This window comes from Halobacillus litoralis, assembly GCF_020524025.1.
Classification (GTDB): Bacteria; Bacillota; Bacilli; order Bacillales; family Halobacillaceae; genus Halobacillus; species Halobacillus litoralis_D.
Genome location: NZ_JAIVKN010000003.1, coordinates 366,463 through 387,738 on the forward strand (window position 1 = coordinate 366,463; position 21,276 = coordinate 387,738).

Genomic DNA, 21,276 nt, shown 5'->3' on the forward strand with positions numbered 1-21,276 from the left:
CCCAAAAATTTATAAAATTTAAATACAATGCCCTCAACTCCTCTGTAATGTCAAAAAAGAGCACGCTTCTGCGCACTCTTTTTAACTTCGTTCATTCTGAATCTTTTCGATTACTCTGGAACTGTCGTGATGTCTTCTCCAAAGTATTCTTTACTGATCTCAGTTAGTGTTCCATTCTCCCGAAGTGTCTCTAGAGCTGCATTAATCTCTTCTAATAAAGGTTCATTCTCTTTTGCAACAGCAACTGCCTGCTCGCTGCGTTCAATCATTTCTTTCGCTTCAATTTCCAGACCTTTTCCTGAAGCTTCTTTACCAGTTAGAAAATCTGTAATGACGGCGTCATGGCGGCCTTTAGCTAATGACTGCAGAGCAACGACGTCACTATCATATGTTTTGATATTATCGGTCACTTCTTCTGCATAAGTGCTGTAGGTTGACCCTTTAGAAAGAGCAATTTCCTTGCCTTCTAAATCTTCTAAACTTTCAACATCACTATCCGGACGTGTAAAGATTTGAGCACCGGAATAGTAATAAGGGGTGGAAAAATTCACTTCTTTCTGTCGATCTTCGGTAATTGTATGGCTGGCAACAGCTGCATCAAATCGACCTGTCTTCACACCTTCTACAATACTTGCAAACTTTTGTTTCTGTGGGTTCGGTTCAAGTCCAAGCTCTTCTGCAATTGCATTGGCCACATCGATATCAAAACCTTCCATTTCCCCACTGGCATCGGTCATACTGAAAGGGCTAAATTCACCTGAAGCAGCAAAGGTGAACTTGCCTTCTTCTACCAATTCATAATCCCTGCTCTCGGAAGCATTCTCATTTTCACTTTCACCGGTATCTCCTGAGGATTCTGACCCTCCTTCTCCTTCTTCACTACTTCCACAAGCAGCAACGAAGGTCATCAGAATACCCAGTGCTATCATAAGTAATAATTTTTTCATAACCACCGACACTTCCCCTCTACCTATTTGTCATCTTTCTGTAATAATAAAGACACTTTAAATTATATAGATTTATCTAATTTTTCCCAAAATTAAAAGAATACTAAATAAAGCGAAAAACAGCTGTATTTAGAGCTTGTTCTACAAAAGCCTACATATGCTTAGAAATGCACGGAATTACTCATAAATAATAAAAATATTCATACATGATAGTGAATAAATATAAAAAGACCACTTCCCTTAAAGGAGAAGTGGTCTTTTTTATAAATTCAAATGAGAAAGCATCGTCCGCCATGCGACATCTTTCCCTTCACCTGTCTCAGAAGAAAAAGGAATAAGGGCATCTTCCTCTTCCATTTCCAAGGTCTCACGTACGATTTTGATCTGCTTATGACGCTGCCCTTTTTTTATTTTGTCCAATTTGGTGGCAATGACCATGACGGGTAATTCAAAGTGCTTTAAATAGTCATACATCAACTGGTCATCTTCCGTGGGTTTATGGCGGATATCAATGATGAGAGCTGTTGCCTTCAGTTGTTCTCTTTCCGCAAAATACTCTTCCATCATGGCTCCCCATTTTGCTCTTTCTTTCTTAGAAACTTTCGCATAGCCATAGCCCGGAACATCAACAAAATGAAACTGCTCATTAATAATATAAAAATTCAAAGTCTGAGTTTTCCCTGGTTTTGAAGACGTTCTAGCTAAGTTTTTCCTTTGAATCATCTTATTGATAAACGATGATTTTCCAACATTCGATCTTCCAGCCAGTGCTATTTCCGGGATCGGTTCTTTCGGATATTGCTTTTTGCTCGCCGCACTGATGACGATATCTGCAGAATTAACCTTCATTTATATCCTCCACTAACGCTTGTTCTAATACTTCATCTAAATGCTTGACCGGCACAAAGGTAAGTCCTTCTTTGATGCTGTCAGGAATATCTTCCAAATCCTTTTCATTCTGGTCTGGAATAATAATTTTCGTAAGACCGGCTCTGTGAGCACTAAGGGACTTTTCTTTCAGCCCGCCAATTGGCAGGACACGCCCTCTCAGGGTAATTTCCCCCGTCATGCCCACTTCTTTACGAACGGGACGGCCTGTCAAAGCTGAAACAAGAGCCGTAGCCATTGTTATACCTGCTGAAGGTCCATCTTTAGGTGTCGCGCCTTCCGGAACGTGAATATGAATATCATTCTTCTCCACAAATTCAGGGTCAATATTCAACTCTTTTGCTCTGGAGCGAATATAGCTGAAGGCAGCTTGAGCCGATTCCTTCATCACATCTCCTAATTTACCAGTTAGAGTCAAGTTTCCTTTTCCTGGATAAATGGAGACTTCAATTGATAAAGTATCACCGCCTGCGGTTGTGTACGCCAGCCCTGTAGCAGCCCCGATTTGATCTTCAAGCTCTGCCCGGCCGTAACGGAATTTTGGTCGTCCAAGTAAATCTTCCAGCTGTTTCTCCGTAACAACCACCCGCTGTTTATCCCCGGATACAATGATTTTTGCTGCTTTTCGGCAAAGACTTGCCAACTCACGCTCGAGCCCGCGGACCCCGGCCTCTCGTGTGTATCTGCGAATTAATTTAAGTAAAGCTTCATCACGAAGCTGCAGTTGACTTTTCGTTAAGCCATTTTCCTTAATTTGTTTAGGGAGAAGGTGTTCTTTTGCAATGTGCACTTTCTCTACTTCTGTGTAACCTGCAATAGTAATTATCTCCATACGATCACGCAGCGGACCAGGAATATTGGATATATTATTGGCTGTAGCTACAAACATGACTTTAGATAAGTCATAGCTTTCTTCAATGAAATGATCACTAAATGTGCCGTTTTGTTCAGGATCCAGCACTTCCAGCATCGCCGATGAAGGGTCTCCTCTGAAATCACTGGCCATTTTATCAATTTCATCCAATAGAAACACAGGATTGATTGTCTCTGCCCGCTTCATTCCCTGCATAATCCGCCCCGGCATCGCACCTATGTATGTGCGACGGTGCCCACGTATTTCGGCTTCATCCCGTATACCACCAAGAGAAACCCGCACGAAATTCCGATTAATGGAACGTGCGATAGACTTAGCAAGCGATGTTTTACCAACACCTGGAGGGCCGGCTAAGCATAGGATTGGACCTTTGATGGTCTGGGTAAGTCTTTGTACGGCTAAATACTCAAGAACACGCTCTTTGACTTTCTCTAAACCGTAGTGGTCTTCATCAAGAATTTTCTCCGCACGATTGACGTCCAGGTTATCTTCTGTCTCTTCTGACCAAGGCAGTGATACCAGCCATTCAATATAGTTACGGATCACAGAGCTTTCCGCGGAACTTTGTGGAACTTTTTCATAACGGCCCAATTCTTTATAAGCCACTTCTTCTACGCGCTCCGGCATCTGGGCCTTTTCAATCTTTTCTTTAAGCTGGGCAACTTCTCCGGACTTGCCGTCCTTGTCCCCTAATTCATTTTGAATGGCTTTCATTTGTTCGCGCAGGTAGTACTCTTTTTGGGTCTTTTCCATCGATTTCTTCACTCGACGTCCGATCTTTTGTTCAATCTGTAATACTTCACGCTCATTGCCTATCATATCAATCAACTGCTGCAGTCTCTGTTTAACGTTTTCCGTCTCCAACACCTGTTGTTTATCCTTTAATTTGATAGGTAGATGAGAGGATACCATGTCAGCAAGGTGACTAGGATCATCGATGTCAGCTACCGTATTATACGTTTCCTGGCTGACCTTCTTAGAGACCTTCACAAATTTCTCGAATTGATTTAATAATGTGCGCATCAGCGCTTCTTCCTCGTTCTTATCCTCATGTTCATCATCTATAATTTGGATGTTTGCATGATAGTACTCTTCACCTTCTGTTACTTCCTGAATACTTGCGCGGTGAAGGCCCTCAACCAACACACGATTCGTTCCATTAGGAAGCTTAACCATCTGTTTCACACGGGCTACTGTCCCTACATCATATAAGTCACCATTGGTAGGTTCATCAATATTGACTTCTTTTTGTGAAACGAGAAAAATTTCATTATCATCCATCATGGATTGCTCGAGAGCCTGAACGGACTTCTCACGCCCTACATCTAAATGCAGGACCATAGATGGATATACTAGTAATCCTCTAAGAGGGAGAAGAGGCATATTATTACGTTGTTTGTCTGTCATTTCTTGCACCTCCGATTAATGCAGATACGTATTCTAATCATATATAATTGTTCTTTGAAAGTAAACGAAATGGCATCAGGCGATACCAACACCGAATTCCCTTAACACTTGTGCGCCAAGGGTAACTCTCTCTATGTTACCCCTATTATGAGCAGAAAATGACCTTTCATGCTTATGTAAAATGCAGGGTATGTAATGTATCATTTCTAGTGGCGCTGTAGAGTTTTGTTTAGTCAAAGCTCTGTTTATGTATCAAACCTTCTTTAAGTAATGGATCTGACCTGAAGTACTTTTTCCTTGATTATGAGATAGCAAAAGGATGGAATCACCTGTAAAACAATGACAGTAACGAAACCCTTTCGTTTTTTAATAGCTTCAGGACACAAGGAAAACAAAGATCTTCATCTTAGCACAGCTGCTATGCACCCACTCATGAAGCTATGTCTCCAACTTCTTCCCTTGAATAAAAGAGAAGCCGCGCTACTCTTAATCGTAGCACGGCTTCAAAAGAATATTCCTGAAGGATTTACGCACTCTCTTTAGGAGATTCTTTGTTCTCATCTTCAACGGTTCCATCAGTTAAGACAAGTTTCGGACGACCGTTCTTGGCTGTGACCGTTTCTTTTGTAATGATACACTTCTCAATATCATCACGAGAAGGAAGCTCATACATGACATCGAGCATAATTCCTTCAATAATGGAACGGAGACCACGGGCACCTGTCTTACGTTCAATAGCAAGGCGTGCAATTTCACGAAGCGCCTCTTCTTCCATTTCCAACTCAACATGGTCAATTTGGAATAGTTTCTGATATTGTTTCACAAGTGCATTCTTAGGTTTTGTAAGAATTTCTACCAAGGCTTCTTCATCAAGCTGCTCAAGGCTTCCGATAACCGGCAGACGACCGATAAATTCAGGAATTAAACCATAGCTTAGTAAATCCTCTGGAAGGACTTTTGTAAGCAGTTCTTTTTTCTCTGCTTCATCAGCGGCTTGTTCAGAACCGAAGCCAATGACTTTTCTACCTAGACGGCGTTTTATGATCTGGTCAATTCCGTCAAAGGCACCACCCACAATGAACAACACGTTTGTTGTATCAATCTGGATGAATTCTTGATGAGGATGCTTACGGCCGCCTTGTGGCGGAACGCTTGCCTGAGTACCTTCTAGAATCTTAAGCAAAGCCTGTTGTACACCTTCACCAGAAACATCTCTTGTGATGGAAGGGTTTTCGGATTTACGTGCGACTTTATCGATTTCATCAATATATATAATGCCTTTTTCCGCTTTCTCAACATCATAATCAGCAGCCTGAATCAGTTTGAGCAGGATGTTCTCCACATCCTCCCCTACATAACCAGCTTCTGTAAGAGAAGTCGCATCAGCGATAGCAAATGGCACATTCAAAATCCTAGCTAATGTTTGAGCTAAAAGCGTTTTACCGCTACCTGTAGGTCCGAGCATAAGAATGTTACTTTTAGCCAGCTCTACTTCATCGTTTTTCACACCTGCGTTAATACGCTTGTAGTGGTTATAAACGGCAACAGAGAGGTTCTTCTTCGCCTGATCCTGACCAATAACGTAATCATTGAGAATCTCACGAATTTCTTGAGGCTTTGGAACCTCTTTAAATTCTACTTCCTCTTCATTACCAAGTTCCTCTTCCACAATTTCCGTACAGAGTTCAATACATTCGTCACATATATATACGCCAGGTCCTGCGACGAGTTTACGGACTTGTTCCTGACTTTTACCGCAGAAAGAACATTTCAATTGTCCTTTTTCATCGTTAAATTTAAACATACGTTTCACCCCTTAATAAAATGACGCAATCGTTGCGACTGAAGTTTCATGATATGACGCGAACGTTTCCGCTTCTTTTGCCCATCATACCAAATTAACCTCAAACAAAAAAGTAATACCTTTTAGAGGTGTGCCAGACACTTCTTGCACCACCCTCATTATGTAGATATGGAACAAATAAGTCAAACCTCAAGCGCCCTTACTAGTGTATGTAAAAACTAAGAGAAGTATCAATCATCTTCTCCATAAACCTACTTCCCTATACTCTATTCAGAGAGAAATATATGAGAAGACAAGGCACATTCAGTACCTTGTCTTCTTAGTTTATTATTCAGATTTACTATTTGCAACTAGAACATCAATGGCTTTACGAACTTTAAGATCTTCTTTGATCATGTCCGTGTTGCCGCCAAGCATTTGTGTCAGCTGAGCCACATCTGTCTGGTACATGCCAGCCATGTTCTCAAGCTCTGCATTTACGTCTTCATCAGTAACTTCAACATTTTCAGCTTCAGAAATAGCTTCAAGCGTTAAGTTTGTTTTCACACGCTTCGCTGCATCTTCTTTCATTTGTTCACGAAGAGCATCTTCATCCTGGCCTGTAAACTGGAAGTACATGTCTTTCGTCATGCCCTGCATTTGAAGGCGCTGTTCGAATTCCTGTACCATACGGTCAAGTTCTGTATCAACCATGGCGTCAGGAATTTCAACTTCTGCATTTTCAGAAGCCTGCGTTACAAGAGAGTCACGTTTGCTGTTTTCAGCATCTGTCTTCTTCTGCTCTTCTAGACGCTCACGAGTTTTGTTCTTCAGCTCTTCAAGAGACTCAACGTCTTCGTCGACATCTTTTGCGAACTCATCATCAAGTTCAGGAAGTTCTTTTCCTTTTACTTCGTGAAGTTTAACTTTGAAAGTAGCGGCTTTACCAGCTAAGTCCTCAGCGTGGTATTCTTCAGGGAAAGTAACTTCTACTTCTGTTTCTTCTCCTGCTTTTTTACCAACCAGCTGCTCTTCAAAGCCTGGGATGAATGATCCGGAACCAACTTCTAGAGAGTAGTTGTCTGCCTGTCCACCTTCAAATGCTTCACCGTCAACAAAGCCTTCAAAGTCCATAACAACAGTATCACCATTTTCTACGGCTGCTTCTTCTTTAACAACAAGCTCCGCTTGGCGCTCCTGCATTTGAGTCAGTTCGTTTTGAACGTCTTCTTCTGTTACTTCTGTGCTTTGTTCTTCAACAACAAGGCCTTTGTACTCGCCTAGTTTAACTTCAGGCTTCACAGTAACTTCAGCTGTGAATACAAGGTCCTGGCCTTTTTCGATTTGTTTTACGTCTACATCTGGACGATCAACCGGCTCGATTCCTGTTTCTTCGACAGCTTCTGTATAAGCTTGAGGAAGAATGATATCTAGTGCATCTTGATAAAGAGATTCTACACCGAATTTCTGTTCGAACAATTTACGTGGTACTTTCCCTTTACGGAATCCAGGTACCTGTACCTCTTTAACTACTTTTTTAAAGGCAGAATCAAGTGCTTTGTCGAACTCACCTGCAGGTACTTCTACAGTTAAAGTACCAACATTGCCTTCTTGCTTTTCCCATTTTGCTGACATAAAAAATTCCCTCCAACATCTATTCACATTTTCGTCCGTAGACGATAGTTAATTGATTCTATGACTCTTTCTACATACGAATCTCATTTGCAACCATTACATTATAACATAATCCCTCATGCTTTCAAGGCGTGACCATTCCAGACAAATGATGTTTTTTATCCGCCTACAATAAACATATAATGTTGTTCACATAATTCGACCTCATCCTTATATTTCTCCACCCCCTGGAGACTTTCATCAGGGGAATAAGGAATTTGCAGATATTCATGACCGAGCTGTTTCAGTGCTTCTACAAGAAGAGGCACTTCTTCTTCATTCGGAAACAATGGATACCTGAAATAACAATAGTGATACAATAAGCGGTCAATCATGGCATACATCGTAGGGTTGTTTTGTTCAATTTGACCGAGCCTCATCTGTATCTGTTTGATAATGTAATCTGAATGCAGCTGGGTAAGCTCAGCTGGAACGACCTTCACTTCCCTGCCGAATTTAGTGAGAACTACTTCACTATTGATTCCTCCGTCGCGAAACCATTCAATTATTGAAGATTTAACCAATGGATGAACAGAAGCACTCTTAAGGAACGGAAGGAATTCTTCAACAAAGCTGTCCGGTGCCTGCTTTGTTAATTTCTCTATGGTATGCCATTGCTTATGTATATCATCAGATTGTAATGCGTCTTTGAATTCAAGGAGATATTCTTTTCCTTTTTCCTTCAAAGAATCCTCTAGTAATTTCCGGCTTACTTCATACATCTGCCAAAGCTGTGTTCTCGTCTGATGTGGAATATCTTCTGTTTCAAAAACCTCATCTAATAAATCAACGATCTCACGGTAACGGTTGCTTTGAAACAAAATGGTTATATAGATATGTAAATAATGGTAATATTGATCAAACTCTTCCCTCATCTGCTTTTGACACAACTCTTCAGCTTCATCAAAGTAACCAAGCTCAATCCAGCTCATTAATAAACCGGTCGTGACATCGGAATTTGCTACGCCATAATCCACGAGCGGTTTCAAAGCTTCTGCGGCATCTTCATACCGCTTCTCCTTCAATGCTTCCATTCCCACTCGCTCAAGTGTGATTTTCCATTTTGGGAACATTACTAAATTCCCGTTTTTATTTTCCATAAGACACCCTTCCCTAGAGTTGATGCTTCCTTCATTCTTGCCCTAAACCTTTAATTTCAAACCTTGGTTCCTAAGCTTATTAGGATATACTAAAGTATATTCATACGAAACACAAAGAAAAACGACTATCAGAGAACATTTCTCTATCCTTTATCCCTGTGAAACCTACCTTAACTGACATAAAGAAACAGAAAGTAACATCCCTTTAAACTTTTAGATTTCTTCATTATCTAAACATGTAAATTATTATCCCTAAACAGGACTTTTGACTCATGATTAAACCAGGTATTTTGCTAAAATTAGTAAATATGAATAAAAAATTTACGAAATATTCGGGTAAGGAGTTGTATCGTTTTGTCACTGCTTGACGACCAAACATTGCTTGAAACCTACTTAGAGTCAGTTAAATTAAAACTTGACGATGAGTTCGTTTACTTAGTCACTCAAGAAATCGATAAACGATCCATTCAACTACCATCAGAGAAATTAACACATACTTTATAAATGGACGTATGAAAAAGGCATGCCGGATCGGCATGCCTTTTATAGTTATTGATTAGAGGCTGCATTGCCCGCCTGTTTTCCCGACATTTTAGCTAAACTCGGTATCACATTTTGAAGCTGCCCTGCCTGACCAGTCATCATACTGTAGGTGGCAGCACCAATGCCGATTGAAGCAACAACGGGAAGCCACTGTACATTTCTTTTCTCCATCCTGATCACTCCTCAAATCAGTCGGCTTAAAAGCCATTTCTATTGTGTGTTTGATTAGATAAAGATATGAGAGTGAAAATATACGCTTCCTGCATTTATATTCCACGTATAAGCCTTATTACAAGGAAAACCGGCCAAAGGATAATCCAGCCCAGTAAATAGAACATATAGACCGTTTGATCTTCCTTATTTTTATATACCGGTTCTTTTTTAAAAAAGCAAAAAAACATTCCAATTAATATATAAGCAAATGCCATCAAAAGAACCACTCCCTTAGTAGATAGGTTATGAATGGCTCCGCTTGTATGACTCAATTTCCTCATAATAATACAAACCCAAATATGACTGTAAATGGCAGACAAAACACTTAGATAATCGGCTTTGGAAGTGGTATCATAAGGATAAGGAGGTGTATTCATTGGAACGAATTGTTTTATTTGATGGAGAATGTAACTTCTGTGACAAAAGCGTGCAGTTCATTATAAAAAGAGATCCTAAAGGCTTGTTTAAATTCAGTTCGAAGCAAAGCGACCTCGGGAAGGATTTACTTTACAAGTATAACGTTCCTCAGGAATTAGACAGCCTTATTTTAATAGAAGGGGATAAGTTTTATGATCAATCCACTGCCGCTCTACGTATCTGCTGTAACTTAAGCGGGGGGTGGAAACTTTTTTACATCTTTGTTTTTGTACCAAAAACAATTAGAAACCAGCTATATAATTTTTTCTCCTCAAACCGCTACAAATGGTTTGGAAAGAAAAATGATGTTTGCTCGCTGCCTTCCCCGGAAATCAGAAAACGCTTCCTGTAAGTCACCACATTCTACTATTTCATAAAAAACTCTTACTCATGTACAATATCAAGCAGCATAGAGCCTCACATGGATCTTGGAAGTTGTCTATCCTTTCCGTCTTACTTAAACATAAACATCCATCTACTTTTTTCCGGCCTATAACCAGACACTTTCACCTACAAGGGAACAATTAAAACCGATATGTTCTTTAGACAACGTAATAACATGAGAACGATACATAATTTTTTCATAACACACCGAGCATTGTGCAGAGGAGTTCTCATCTTCGAAAAAAGTATAGGCGCCAAATGTTCAGCTTCATTGAGGAATCAGGGAACTATTGAACACTTCCATTTAATAAAGGCGACAAAGAAAGAAAAACCATCTTTTTATTGGAGGGATCCTGTCATTAGTAATGAAAAGGTAGAACATCACAAAATCTCACTCAAGGAATTTGTAAAAAGGGGACTTGCAATCACCATCGGCGCGATCATCATGGCTGTTGGTTTAGAGATTTTCCTCGTTCCAAACCAGGTTATTGATGGAGGAATTGTCGGTATATCAATTATTATGTCTCATTTAACGGGCTGGAAGTTAGGTCTGTTTATTTTCCTCCTTAATATTCCTTTCTTTTTCTTAGGCTACAACCTGATTGGAAAAACGTTTGCCTGGTCCACAGCTTATGGAATTATTATCTTATCCATATCCACAACAATTCTGCATCCTGTCCCTCCTTTTACTGAAGATATTCTTTTGGCTACCCTGTTTGGAGGCTTCATTTTAGGCATCGGCGTCGGCTTAGTTATCCGATATGGTGGATGTTTAGATGGCACAGAAATCTCTGCCATTCTCATCAGCAGTAAAATCCCTTTTTCTGTTGGTGAAATCATCATGTTCATCAACCTATTTATTTTAGGGAGTGCAGGATTTGTGTTCGGCTGGGACCGGGCTATGTATTCCCTGCTTGCTTATTTTGTTGCCTACAAAATGATTGATATTACAATCAAGGGACTGGATGAATCCAAAGCCGTTCATATCATCAGTGATAACTACCTGAGTATCAGTGAAGCCATCATGCAGCGGTTAGGAAGAGGAGTGACCTTTCTAAAAGGAGAAGGAGCTTTTTCTAATGATGAAAAGAAAGTGATTTATTGTGTCATTAACCGTCTTGAAGAAGCAAAACTTAAAGCACTTGTACAGGAGCATGATAAGGATGCTTTTCTTGCTATCGGGGATATTGCTGAAGTAAGAGGCGGCCGATTCAAAAAGAAAGAAATCCATTAAAAACCATGCGTTTCGATGACTTCGAAACGCATGGTTTTTTTCCCCAGAGCATTTAGTTCGATGAGCCATAAAGAATGAATGAAGTTTGATCAAGTCCGGCACGACGTGTGCCAACACCGAACGCCACCACGTCATGTGGGGCCGGAAAGCGAGATGTTCCCCGCAGCCCTGGAATCTCAAACATCTCAAAATGGAGTCTTATTTAATCTTCCTCTTTTCTTCTACAAACCTAAAATAAATTAAGCAGTAACAGATCCTGGAGTTTTTAAATAACCAGCGTATAAATCGAATGCGCCTCAAACGTTACCGGACAATATTTATCATTCAACGCTATACTTACCTCTTCCGCTTTATCCGTTTCATTCATAACTACAAGTACAATGGAGTCATCCTCATTTTGAAAAACGACCCCTTGAAGGGAAGGATGGTCCAATTGATGTTTAATTCTAACGGCGTTTGGCTTAATGTACTTACTAAAGTGACCAATATAGTAATAGGAGCTGTTATAATGCAGCTCATTCTTATGAGTATCTACAATAACCGGAGCGTCACAATAATTCCCAACATGGTTCGGACCTCCTTTTTCATTCAATACAAGGTTCCAGTCGATCCATCCCTCCAGCCAATTATTTAAATCACCCATAATATTTCGCCCATAACGTTCTCCTGTGCTCCATGCCCCCAGCTGAACGCCGCCTTCGATACAACCTTCTGTGAAAATCAGGTGTTTGTCCGGAAAATCGTTATGGATTTTTGTTAGATTTTCAAACTCTTCACTAACATACCAGTGTAACCCTGTCCCCCATACATATTTAGCCGCTTCAGGGTCAGAAAGAACCGTTCTCGCTCTTTCATAAGCAATATCGCGGTTATGATCCCAAATCACAATTTTTTTATCTCCGAATCCCTCTTTTTCAAGCGTGGGCCCTAAGTAATCGCGGACAAAGTCGCGTTCCTCTTCAGCTGAATAGCGGCAGGAATCCCAGACCTGGGTGGCGTCTGGTTCATTTTGAACTGTTACTCCCCAAATCGGAATTCCAGACTCTTCCATGGCTTGGATGTACTTCGCATAATATAGGGCCCATGCCTCTCTATATTCTGGTAAAAGCTGCCCTCCATGATTCATCTCTCTATTTGTTTTCATCCATGCAGGAGGACTCCATGGTGAAGATAAAAGAGTTAAGTCTTCTCCTCTTACTTTCCTGGCATCTTTAATCATAGGGATGACATATGTATGTTCCCGTTCAATGGAGAACGTACGCAGTTCATGATCATCATCTTCCACATACGTGTAATTACCAAGGGAAAAGTCACAGCTATGTATATGCGTTCTTCCAAGGGAGTACCCTAATCCCTTCGATGGATGATAATAGCTCTCGATCACCTCCATACGCTGTTCTTCTGAGATTTGAGACAATGTATAGGCAGCCGCCTCAGTAAAAGCACCACCGAATCCCATAATGGTCTGATAGCGTTCCTCAGGGAGAATGGTTAACGTTGGCGCTCCTTCTGATCCTTCTTCGGTAAAGGATAACTCTTCTTTTTCAGCAAGACGATCATTTGTATCTTTGATTGTTTGAATCAGTTTCACGGTCTTAGACCTCCTTCAATATATTTCCTTAGTAGTGCCATGTTTTCTTCGTTCTTCATTAAAACCCTCCCCGGCCCTCTTTTGATATCCAGATAGTCAGGGAGGATGAGTTTAATTCAAAATAACGTCAATTTTCTTAAACGCTCGGTCGCGAACTTTTTCAGCCCATTCCCCCTGGATCTTCTGACCGTCAATGGCTGTGGATTCTGATTCATCATGAAGGATATATCGAACAACGGATGCTCCTTTGTCCCCAAAGGTAGGTTTCTGGTTTTGATTATAATACGTTACTTCAATCTCCCCTAGGAAGGTAAAGGTCACTTGATTTTGTTCATCAAACAGCCATTCCGGAAGAAGAGGCTGAAGCTTTAAGGTTAATTCACCATCTTCTACTCCAAACATTTCTTTTCCAGTCATTATCACCTGCCACATCGATAAAAACTCAGCCGTTGTGCCGCTTAAACGCGCTACAAACCCTCTTCCATGCAAACTCTCATCAGGATTGACACTACTTGCGATAAAGGAAGAATTCTCTAATGTACTTCTTCCATAAGTTGAAGGATCCATAAATGGTGGAAGTGTGGTCTTTAAATCTTCAAAAAAGTCTTCATATAAGCCAGCATTCAACAGGCTTAATACATACTTAAATTCCATATGCATGAACACAGATTCACGTTCCAGCCAGCCTGGCGTAAATGCTCTCGCCCTTCCCACTTCATAACTCATTTCATCTAACGAAGTGGATGTTTTATACATGTGCAGTTTTTTATCATAAAGGTCGGATTTTCGAACAGACTGATGAAGTTCTTTCGCTTCTTTAAAACCCATTCCTTTTAATGCCCTTGCCGGCCCTTCCAGGAAGTGAGGAAGCACGTGGACATCAAAGGATTGAACATTCACAAGAGGACAGCCTTTTTCATTCTGGACTACTTGACCTTCCTCATCCCGCTTTATTTCATATTGAGAAGCTTCGTAATAGAAATAGGTCGGAACTAAACCTTCCCCTAACTCTTTCGCCTTTTCAATTCCAGCATCTACTTTATCCATAAAGAGCTGAAGCAACCCTTTAAGCTCAGCAGGTGTCAGGAATTCTTCTCTTCCATCCAACCCGTCCTTAATGGCAGTTCGGTAAGACTCTCTTGCTGTGGAAACTGCATCCCAATATTCAAAGGATGTAAGGTTCTGATGTAAGGCTTCTTTTACTTCCTGTACTAATGTAGTGACTTCAATGGGCAGGACCGTTTCGTCTTCTATTTCACACTCCATCATAAATTGGAGCAGCCGTTTCATTTCTAATGTTTCACTCATTCCTGAGCCAAAAATACCCGGAAGCCCATTCATTGAATCATTCCATCCCGGCTTATTCGCTTCCATTTCAATCCCCATACCATAAGGATCTAAAGTTGCGAATTTAAGAAGAGCTAATGAAAATAATTTCGAAAAGAGCGTACTCTCATACAAACGGCCTTCCTTTGTCTTCAGCCAGTTATCATTCTTGGACCCCTGCAATTCTGTAATGGCTCCATACTGCCTCACCTTCTCATAGGACAAGACGTATTTTTCTGAACGAGGGTTAATTAGAACGGGACTGTAAAAGTAACGATATGAACGATCCTTAAATAATAAAGTTTGTTTTTGGTCAGGGAATACTTTCAGGAAGTTTTTAATTAAATCCAGATTATAGGTCCAGTGGTCAACCCAGTACCCTTCTCCGAACTCTGCATCAATCCCCTGGTCACTATGAGAAAGTACCGCACGTAAGAATTCTTCTTTTGAAACGGTTAAACGAATCTTCCGGTCAACGATCGACTGTAAAACAGCCCCCGGAGTAAAGGTTGATTCCAACTGGTTCCTCATATATTTGAAGTCTTCCACACTGGTAAACAAGCCTTCCAGCCATGATAGGTTTTCTTTTTCGATCAGCTCAAAGTACGATCCTTTAACGACTAACGGGTTATAGCCGTCTGCCTGGATCAAACTCATAAACAGTTTGATATTGTAATCACCTACTTCCGGCTTAAAGAAGATGTCATTTCGTCGGTTTTGATTGACATCCCTAAAGTTCCCGTTCCCTTGAGAGAAGAATTCCGGTGCCACTGAGAAGAAATTATAATCTCTTTCCAGGTCGCCATGCTTCCGCGAATAGACATAATAAAGAAATGGGTCTTTCTCATTCTCTAATAGAACTGGATATCCACCTCGCAGCACATTATCTAAGTAACTCTGCTTCGTATAGCCATCAAACAGGCTGCTGCCGGTTCTTGTCTGAATATCGCTTGTCAGATCTTCTACCAGCTGTTGAGCTTCTTTGTACTTTTCATCAAAATAGGCAGCAGAAACCAAATTTCCCCGCTTTTCTTGAATGATTTCAAGATCATTGACGTGCCCGACCATCGTTCGTAAAACAGATGATTGATGAGGAGGAAGGTGTACTGTGTAAGCTGAGAAACCACACGGTACTTTATTGGCAGTTATCTGCTCCTTCTGTAATAGTTCAGAAACAGAATAAGATTCAAATCGATCCGGAAAGCGCAGAGATGTATTCTCACCAAAAAGAATGGAAGCATCTACAATCGGCTTTAATAAAAAACCGTCCTCAGTGAAGCTGGCATAAAAATGCCCTTTGGTTACCTCTTCTACTTCAGCTGTATCCCCCGTTGACGATCGAACACGATAATACGGAAGGTCATTATGTAAATTGAACACATCCATCCAGCTTTTCAAGGTGTTTCCAACTGCTTTATAGGCTGCATCTTCGATTCCGAAAGGCAGTATCGCAGGCAGGCCATCCACGATCTCGATACTTAAGTCCTCTTCAGAAATATTCTCGACCTCAACTTTACGCATCAGAGAGGCATAATTTTCATGTGGCAGTGTGAAGTAAGTCACAGTCGTCTGAATACCGTGTTCATCATTACGTTCCTTCACAATAAGTTCATTTTCCTTGATGAACATCGTTCGTTTTGCTTTTTTCTTTGAACCATCACTAAAAGGCTCAAATACAAATGCATCTCCGTTACGCTGAATTTTAATGAATGTACGAAAACCATTTGTTGATACACGTTCATATGCCTGATTCGCTGGATAAAATTCCGTTATCGCGTTATTTTTATCCTGGACTCCAAAACTCACCATTCCCTGCCCTCTATTTACATAAAAGGCCCACATAGGTACCCCGTACAAACCAGCCAGCCCGGGCAGGAAGCTTGAAAAGGTCTTAGCCTGATCAAAATCTTCAATTACAAAATACTTGTCATTATTAAATGTATAATTCACCATGCATCAGCACCTCTTTCTAAAAGTATCAATCTAACTCAAATTCCATCTTTACATAGGAAAAAAGGAGAAGATTCTTCTCCCTCTCCCTACTTTTCATACGAACCATGCCGAAACCGGTTTCGAAATTGCGTTTACTTATTTTAGTTTTCATAAATAAGTCCAGCGCACAGCGTCACTACTATGAGTGCGGTTAAATTCGAATCCCCCGTTCCGGCTGGAAGGGTAAATCTTACAAAATGACCTTACCCTTTCACAGATCCTGCGGAAATACTGGTAATAATGTATTTAGAGAAGAATAGGAACGCAATCATAATCGGTACAACAGAAATAGCGATTCCCAGATACAATGACCCTAGATTCTGTGCTACTGGGGATCCTTTCAAGAAGCCCATTAAGACTGGTAACGTATACTTCTCCGGAGAGAAAATGACGACCAAAGGTAGAATATAGTTGTTCCATGAACCGATAAAAGTAAAGATTGACATCGTTGCAACCGCCGGCATCATGATTGGAAGAGCGATGGTATGAAAGATTTTAAGCTCACCTGCTCCATCCATACGAGCTGCTTCCAGTAAGGAAGAGTGGAGGGTGGATGCAAGGTATTGTCTTAAGAAAAACACCACAAATGGACTGGCTATCGCCGGCACGATCAACGGGATAAAGGTATCTAAAAACCCAAGTGTCTTATTCAACTCATAGAAGCCGATAAGCCCCAGCTGTCCTGGAACCATCATCATCAAAAGCATGAAAATAAAGAGTTTATTTTTCCCTTTGAAGTTATATACCGCAAAACCAAACGCTGTTAATGCGGAAAAATAGCCGCTTAATATGGTAACCGTAATAGAGACGAAGAGACTATTTTTAAAACCGGCCCAGATATTGACGTAACTCATCATATTCTTATAGTTTTCCACCAGCTCGCTTCCCGGAAGAAAGGAAAACCCCATAATGATGTCTTTCGTCTCTCGTGTGGCATTAATAATCATCATGTAAAATGGAACAAAGCTGATAATCGCTAATAAAGTTAAGAGACTATATATAAGTGTTTTGTTTAGCAACTTTTTCTTGAACATTCACATTCCCTCTCTTCTTCGCAACTTTGCTTTTACGTTTTTTAGCTTTAGCCGCAGCTTTTTCCCCATTAGCTTCACGGTACATTGATTTAAATGTGATCGCAGAGAAGACTACCGTAATTAAGAACAGCATATAAGCAATCGTTGCTGCATAGCCGTAGTTGTTGTATCGGAACGCTTGATTATAAAGATACAAAACCATTGTATTTAGGGCGCCATCAGGATTTCCAAGTCCATCCGTCAAGAGCATCGGCAGGTCGAACAATTGCAGTCCACCGATAAGAGAAGTAATCATGACATACAGCATAATCGGCTTCAGCAATGGAAGTGTGATATACATGAACGTCTGCATACGGTTTGCACCATCAATTAAAGCTGCTTCGTAATACTCTTTTGAAATACCGGATACCCCTGCCATTAAGACGATGAAGGTGTAACCAAACCACATCCAAGTTAAGATCAGGGAAACAGATACTTGAGCAGTAAAGGGCTGGTTCAGCCAGTTGATCGGCTCACCAATTAAACCGATCTTCAGTAAAAATTGGTTAATTGAACCGTAATGCCAGTCAAGCATAATGTTAAATAAAATTGCAACGGAACTTATCGTAATTAAGTTCGGCAGGTAAAAGACCGCCCGAAAGAAACCAAGGCCTTTAATACGAAAACGAAGATCTGAGAATAAAGCAGCTAAAAACAGTGCAATTCCTAATTGAAGAGCAAAGTTCAGCCCCCATATTTTCCACGTGTTCACAAAAGCTTCCAGAAAATAAGTGTCTGTAAGGATACGTGCATAGTTGGCCAAACCGATAAACTCTGGCGCACCATACCCTTCGTAATGCGTAAACGTATAGTAAAAAGTTAAAAGAACAGGGTAAATATTGAACACAAGGAAAATTACAAAGAATGGAGCGATAAAATAATAGCCTTTATGATCTAACTTCTTCACCATGTACACCTTCTTTCTTTATGCTTGAAAGAAGACAAGTCCATCCCCTGTCCAGGAGATGGCAGGCTCCCTTCTCTCTTTCTATCAACCTTTTCGTTATCTACTTGAAGTATGAAAGAAAGAGGGGATAGAAATCCGAGATTCCTATCCTTTCTTTCTATTTTTTATTCGGGTGTTTTTATATTCGGATACGCATTTTTAACGGCTTTGTAAAATTCCTGAATCGCTTCTTCCTTCGTCAGCTTACCGTCTACGTATTCCGTAACTTTTGAACCAAGCAGCGTATCAATCTGCTGATCATACTCTGTCACAATGCCTGGTTCAATTTTCTTCGCTTCTTCTAAGAAAAATTCATAGTTGTTCTGTCCGCCAAGGAATTCCTCACTGAAGTCGTCTTTGATCTTGTTGGTAACAGGAAGGTAAGACAAAACGTCCCCTGTATCTTTCGCCCAGTCCGTTAAGAATTCATCGTCATGTGTCATCATTTTCACAAAATCCCAAGCCAGGTCTTTCTTCTCAGAACCACTGTAAACACCTAACCAAGTTCCACCCCAGAAATAAGGTGCTGGACCAGTTGTGACTGCCCAGTCTCCAGCTGTATCTTCTGCGTTCAGCTTAAGAACACTGTGTAATCCCCATGTTGGCAGAGCATAAGAGAATACTTCCGTTTTTTCTCCTGAAGCATTTTCATCTACTTCATCCCATCCACCGTTATAGGCAATCGGTCCATTCATAGAAGCAAGCCAGGACGGAGACCATTCTGGTGCAAAGGCTGTGTAATCTTTTTCGCGGAGTTTCTTCGCTTGATCAAAATAATTCAACTTAGCTTCCGTCATGATTAGTTCATCATTTTCATTCACCCATGGCTGCGGGTCTTCACTTTTAGCGAACCAGCGGATTGAACCTTCATCCGGGAATAAGCGATATCCTTCTGCTTTTAACTTTTCTCCCACTTCAAACATCTTGTCCCATGAAGACATCATGCCTCCAACTTCTGTTGGATCATCTGTACCTAGTACTTCCTTAGCGATACTACGACGATAGAAAATACCGCCTGGTGTCGTCTGCCACGACAACGCTTTAACATTTCCTTCTGAATCTTTACCTAAATCGTATACGTAAGGAACGTAATCTTCGCTCCATTCATCTGCATTATATGGATCAGCCGATAAGTTTTCCCAATAATCACGTTCGATCCACTGCTTTAAGAAAGCAATTTCACCAGTGAATACATCCGGTGCACCAACGCCGCTTTCCAGAACAGGCTTAAGCTTTGTAGGGTAATCAGCAATTGGAATGATCGTTAATTCCACTTTCACCCCATTTTTTTCTTCAAACGTTTTAATTGGCTCCTGCAATTCATCTGTAAAGGACCAGACTTTCAATACATCACCTGAGTCTTTACCGCTGTTGGAAGAAGCAGAATTTGAACATCCTGCGATTACTCCAGCAAGTAAAACCAGGGTAAGGACCATACCTAATATTCTTTTCATGTATCTTACCTCCTAATTAATATAAAAGTAATGTATAAAGACGGTGTTTCTTATAGTACCTGAATCGGTTTCGAATTTAGGAACAGTGGACTTCAGCGAAACCGGTTTCAATTTTGGATAAAAAATTAAATACTTCTACACGAACTCCTAATCATCAATTCCACTGGAACAACGACACTCTCGACACTTTTCTGCCTTGTGTTAATTTGATTGAGCAGCAGCTCTCCTGACTTTTCGCCAATCAATTCGGTTTGCTGGCGGAGGGTTGTTAAGGATGGATGAAACATCTCGGATAGTTCGATATCATCAAATCCGATCACCGAATAATCGTCCGGTACTCCAAACCCAGCCTCTCGAATGGCTTCCATAGCTCCAATAGCAAGGTTATCTCCTGCTGCATATATAGCTGAAGGCGGGTTTCTAAGTGCTAACAGTTTCTTCATGGCTTCATATCCACTATCTCTTGAAAAGAATTCTCCATCCACAATGTAATCCTCCGGCACGGATAAACCAAGTTTCTTCATAACCTCTACGTATCCCTTTAACCTCTGCTTACCGGCAAACGTTGTTGAGTGTCCCGCTATGTGAGCAATCTTCCGATGTCCCAACGAGTGTAAATATTGAACCGCTTCAAAACTACCGTGAACGTTGTCTGAGTAGACCACACAAGATTTATCACTCTTCAGATCAATGACGACAGAAGGCAGACGGCTGTTCATCAACTCCTGCACCTGTTCATCTTCATAGGTGGAACTGACAATCACCACACCATCCACACCACGATATTTAAAGTAATCCAGATAACTCTTCTGCTTGTTGCTGATGCTCCTTGAGGCAAAGAGCAGATCGTACCCCTGGACTTCTACATGCTGCCTGAAACTCTCAATCACGGCGTTGAAGAATGGGTGCTTCATCCCAATCCCCAAAGATTCAATAAATACGACACCAATAATCCATGACTTCTTTGTGATTAAAGACCTGGCATGAGAGTTTGGTAAATACCCCAGTTCCTCTACAGCTTCCAGGATTTTTTTCTTGGTCTTTAAATTGACATCTTCATAGTTGTTTAACACTTTGGAAACCGTTGCAGGTGAAAACCCTGTTGCCTTTGCAATGTGGTAAATCGTTACCATTTTTGAACACCTCTTGTGTTTATAAAACACGATTCGTAAGAGAGGAAAACAAAATGAAAACCCTTACAATTGTATTAAAAAAAAGATGGCTTTCAGATCTTACTTCTCTTCAGAAAACTGCCTTACCCTTCCCTCACCCTCCTTATGCGTTTGATTAACCGCTTACAAACTTATTGTAATCGACTTAATCTATTATTATAATGAACTGAATTTTACATAAGGTGACAGATTTTTAGGTTAATGAGAAATTCGTAGAAATAGGGGTATAGAACTTAATTAAGGATTTATTTAAAAGCT

The 21,276-nt window shown here is 40.7% G+C and carries 16 protein-coding genes; 3 read left to right on the forward strand and 13 right to left on the reverse strand.

The features are described from left to right. Positions 1-110 precede the first annotated feature (110 nt). The 6 genes from LC036_RS13465 to LC036_RS13490 form a co-directional block, all read right to left on the reverse strand. The gene (locus LC036_RS13465; RefSeq protein WP_226583465.1) at positions 111-947 is read right to left on the reverse strand and encodes a transporter substrate-binding domain-containing protein; all 837 of its coding nucleotides are present in this window, start codon (positions 945-947) and stop codon (positions 111-113) included. 261 nt (positions 948-1,208) lie between these two features. Next, the gene (gene yihA / locus LC036_RS13470; protein ID WP_226583468.1) at positions 1,209-1,796 is read right to left on the reverse strand and encodes a ribosome biogenesis GTP-binding protein YihA/YsxC; all 588 of its coding nucleotides are present in this window, start codon (positions 1,794-1,796) and stop codon (positions 1,209-1,211) included. Beyond that, positions 1,786-4,116, reverse strand: a complete 2,331-nt coding sequence (lon, locus tag LC036_RS13475; protein WP_226583470.1) for an endopeptidase La — start codon at positions 4,114-4,116, stop codon at positions 1,786-1,788. Before lon ends, yihA begins: the two co-directional genes overlap by 11 nt. A gap of 526 nt (positions 4,117-4,642) precedes the next feature. Then, positions 4,643-5,920, reverse strand: coding sequence for an ATP-dependent protease ATP-binding subunit ClpX (gene clpX, locus LC036_RS13480; RefSeq protein WP_226583471.1), 1,278 nt, complete (start codon positions 5,918-5,920; stop codon positions 4,643-4,645). Between the two features lie 327 nt (positions 5,921-6,247). Beyond that, positions 6,248-7,534 carry a trigger factor gene (gene tig / locus LC036_RS13485; RefSeq protein ID WP_226583473.1) on the reverse strand — a complete coding sequence of 429 codons (1,287 nt, stop codon included), beginning with the start codon at positions 7,532-7,534 and terminating at the stop codon, positions 6,248-6,250. A gap of 158 nt (positions 7,535-7,692) precedes the next feature. Continuing rightward, on the reverse strand, positions 7,693-8,673 hold the full coding sequence (locus LC036_RS13490) for a tetratricopeptide repeat protein (RefSeq protein WP_226583475.1): 981 nt from the start codon (positions 8,671-8,673) through the stop codon (positions 7,693-7,695). A 354-nt stretch (positions 8,674-9,027) separates the two neighbouring features. On the opposite strand from LC036_RS13490, the gene sda reads away from it, so the two are divergent. Continuing rightward, positions 9,028-9,177 carry a sporulation histidine kinase inhibitor Sda gene (gene sda / locus LC036_RS13495; RefSeq protein ID WP_226583477.1) on the forward strand — a complete coding sequence of 50 codons (150 nt, stop codon included), beginning with the start codon at positions 9,028-9,030 and terminating at the stop codon, positions 9,175-9,177. Positions 9,178-9,222: 45 nt separating this feature from the next. Here sda and LC036_RS13500 read toward each other — a convergent pair whose 3' ends face one another. Next, the gene (locus LC036_RS13500; protein ID WP_226583478.1) at positions 9,223-9,387 is read right to left on the reverse strand and encodes a hypothetical protein; all 165 of its coding nucleotides are present in this window, start codon (positions 9,385-9,387) and stop codon (positions 9,223-9,225) included. Positions 9,388-9,805: 418 nt separating this feature from the next. Between LC036_RS13500 and LC036_RS13505 the strand changes: the two genes are divergently transcribed. Together LC036_RS13505 and LC036_RS13510 are read left to right on the forward strand one after the other, a co-directional pair. Beyond that, positions 9,806-10,198, forward strand: coding sequence for a thiol-disulfide oxidoreductase DCC family protein (locus LC036_RS13505; RefSeq protein WP_226583480.1), 393 nt, complete (start codon positions 9,806-9,808; stop codon positions 10,196-10,198). Between the two features lie 390 nt (positions 10,199-10,588). Continuing rightward, the gene (locus LC036_RS13510) at positions 10,589-11,464 is read left to right on the forward strand and encodes a YitT family protein (RefSeq protein ID WP_226583950.1); all 876 of its coding nucleotides are present in this window, start codon (positions 10,589-10,591) and stop codon (positions 11,462-11,464) included. A gap of 265 nt (positions 11,465-11,729) precedes the next feature. Here LC036_RS13510 and LC036_RS13515 read toward each other — a convergent pair whose 3' ends face one another. The 6 genes from LC036_RS13515 to LC036_RS13540 form a co-directional block, all read right to left on the reverse strand. After that, entirely contained in the window at positions 11,730-13,055 is a 1,326-nt protein-coding gene (locus LC036_RS13515) for a glycoside hydrolase family 30 protein (protein ID WP_226583482.1), read from the reverse strand. A gap of 111 nt (positions 13,056-13,166) precedes the next feature. After that, complete coding sequence (locus tag LC036_RS13520) at positions 13,167-16,334, reverse strand: cellobiose phosphorylase (protein WP_226583487.1); 3,168 nt, start codon at positions 16,332-16,334, stop codon at positions 13,167-13,169. Positions 16,335-16,576: 242 nt separating this feature from the next. Beyond that, the gene (locus LC036_RS13525; protein ID WP_226583490.1) at positions 16,577-17,407 is read right to left on the reverse strand and encodes a carbohydrate ABC transporter permease; all 831 of its coding nucleotides are present in this window, start codon (positions 17,405-17,407) and stop codon (positions 16,577-16,579) included. Continuing rightward, positions 17,367-18,353: a carbohydrate ABC transporter permease gene (locus LC036_RS13530; protein ID WP_226583953.1), complete on the reverse strand. Its 987-nt coding sequence runs from the start codon at positions 18,351-18,353 to the stop codon at positions 17,367-17,369. Before LC036_RS13530 ends, LC036_RS13525 begins: the two co-directional genes overlap by 41 nt. Before the next feature lie 164 nt (positions 18,354-18,517). Further along, the gene (locus LC036_RS13535) at positions 18,518-19,846 is read right to left on the reverse strand and encodes an ABC transporter substrate-binding protein (RefSeq protein ID WP_226583493.1); all 1,329 of its coding nucleotides are present in this window, start codon (positions 19,844-19,846) and stop codon (positions 18,518-18,520) included. Between the two features lie 125 nt (positions 19,847-19,971). After that, complete coding sequence (locus tag LC036_RS13540; protein WP_226583496.1) at positions 19,972-20,979, reverse strand: LacI family DNA-binding transcriptional regulator; 1,008 nt, start codon at positions 20,977-20,979, stop codon at positions 19,972-19,974. Positions 20,980-21,276: the final 297 nt, after the last annotated feature.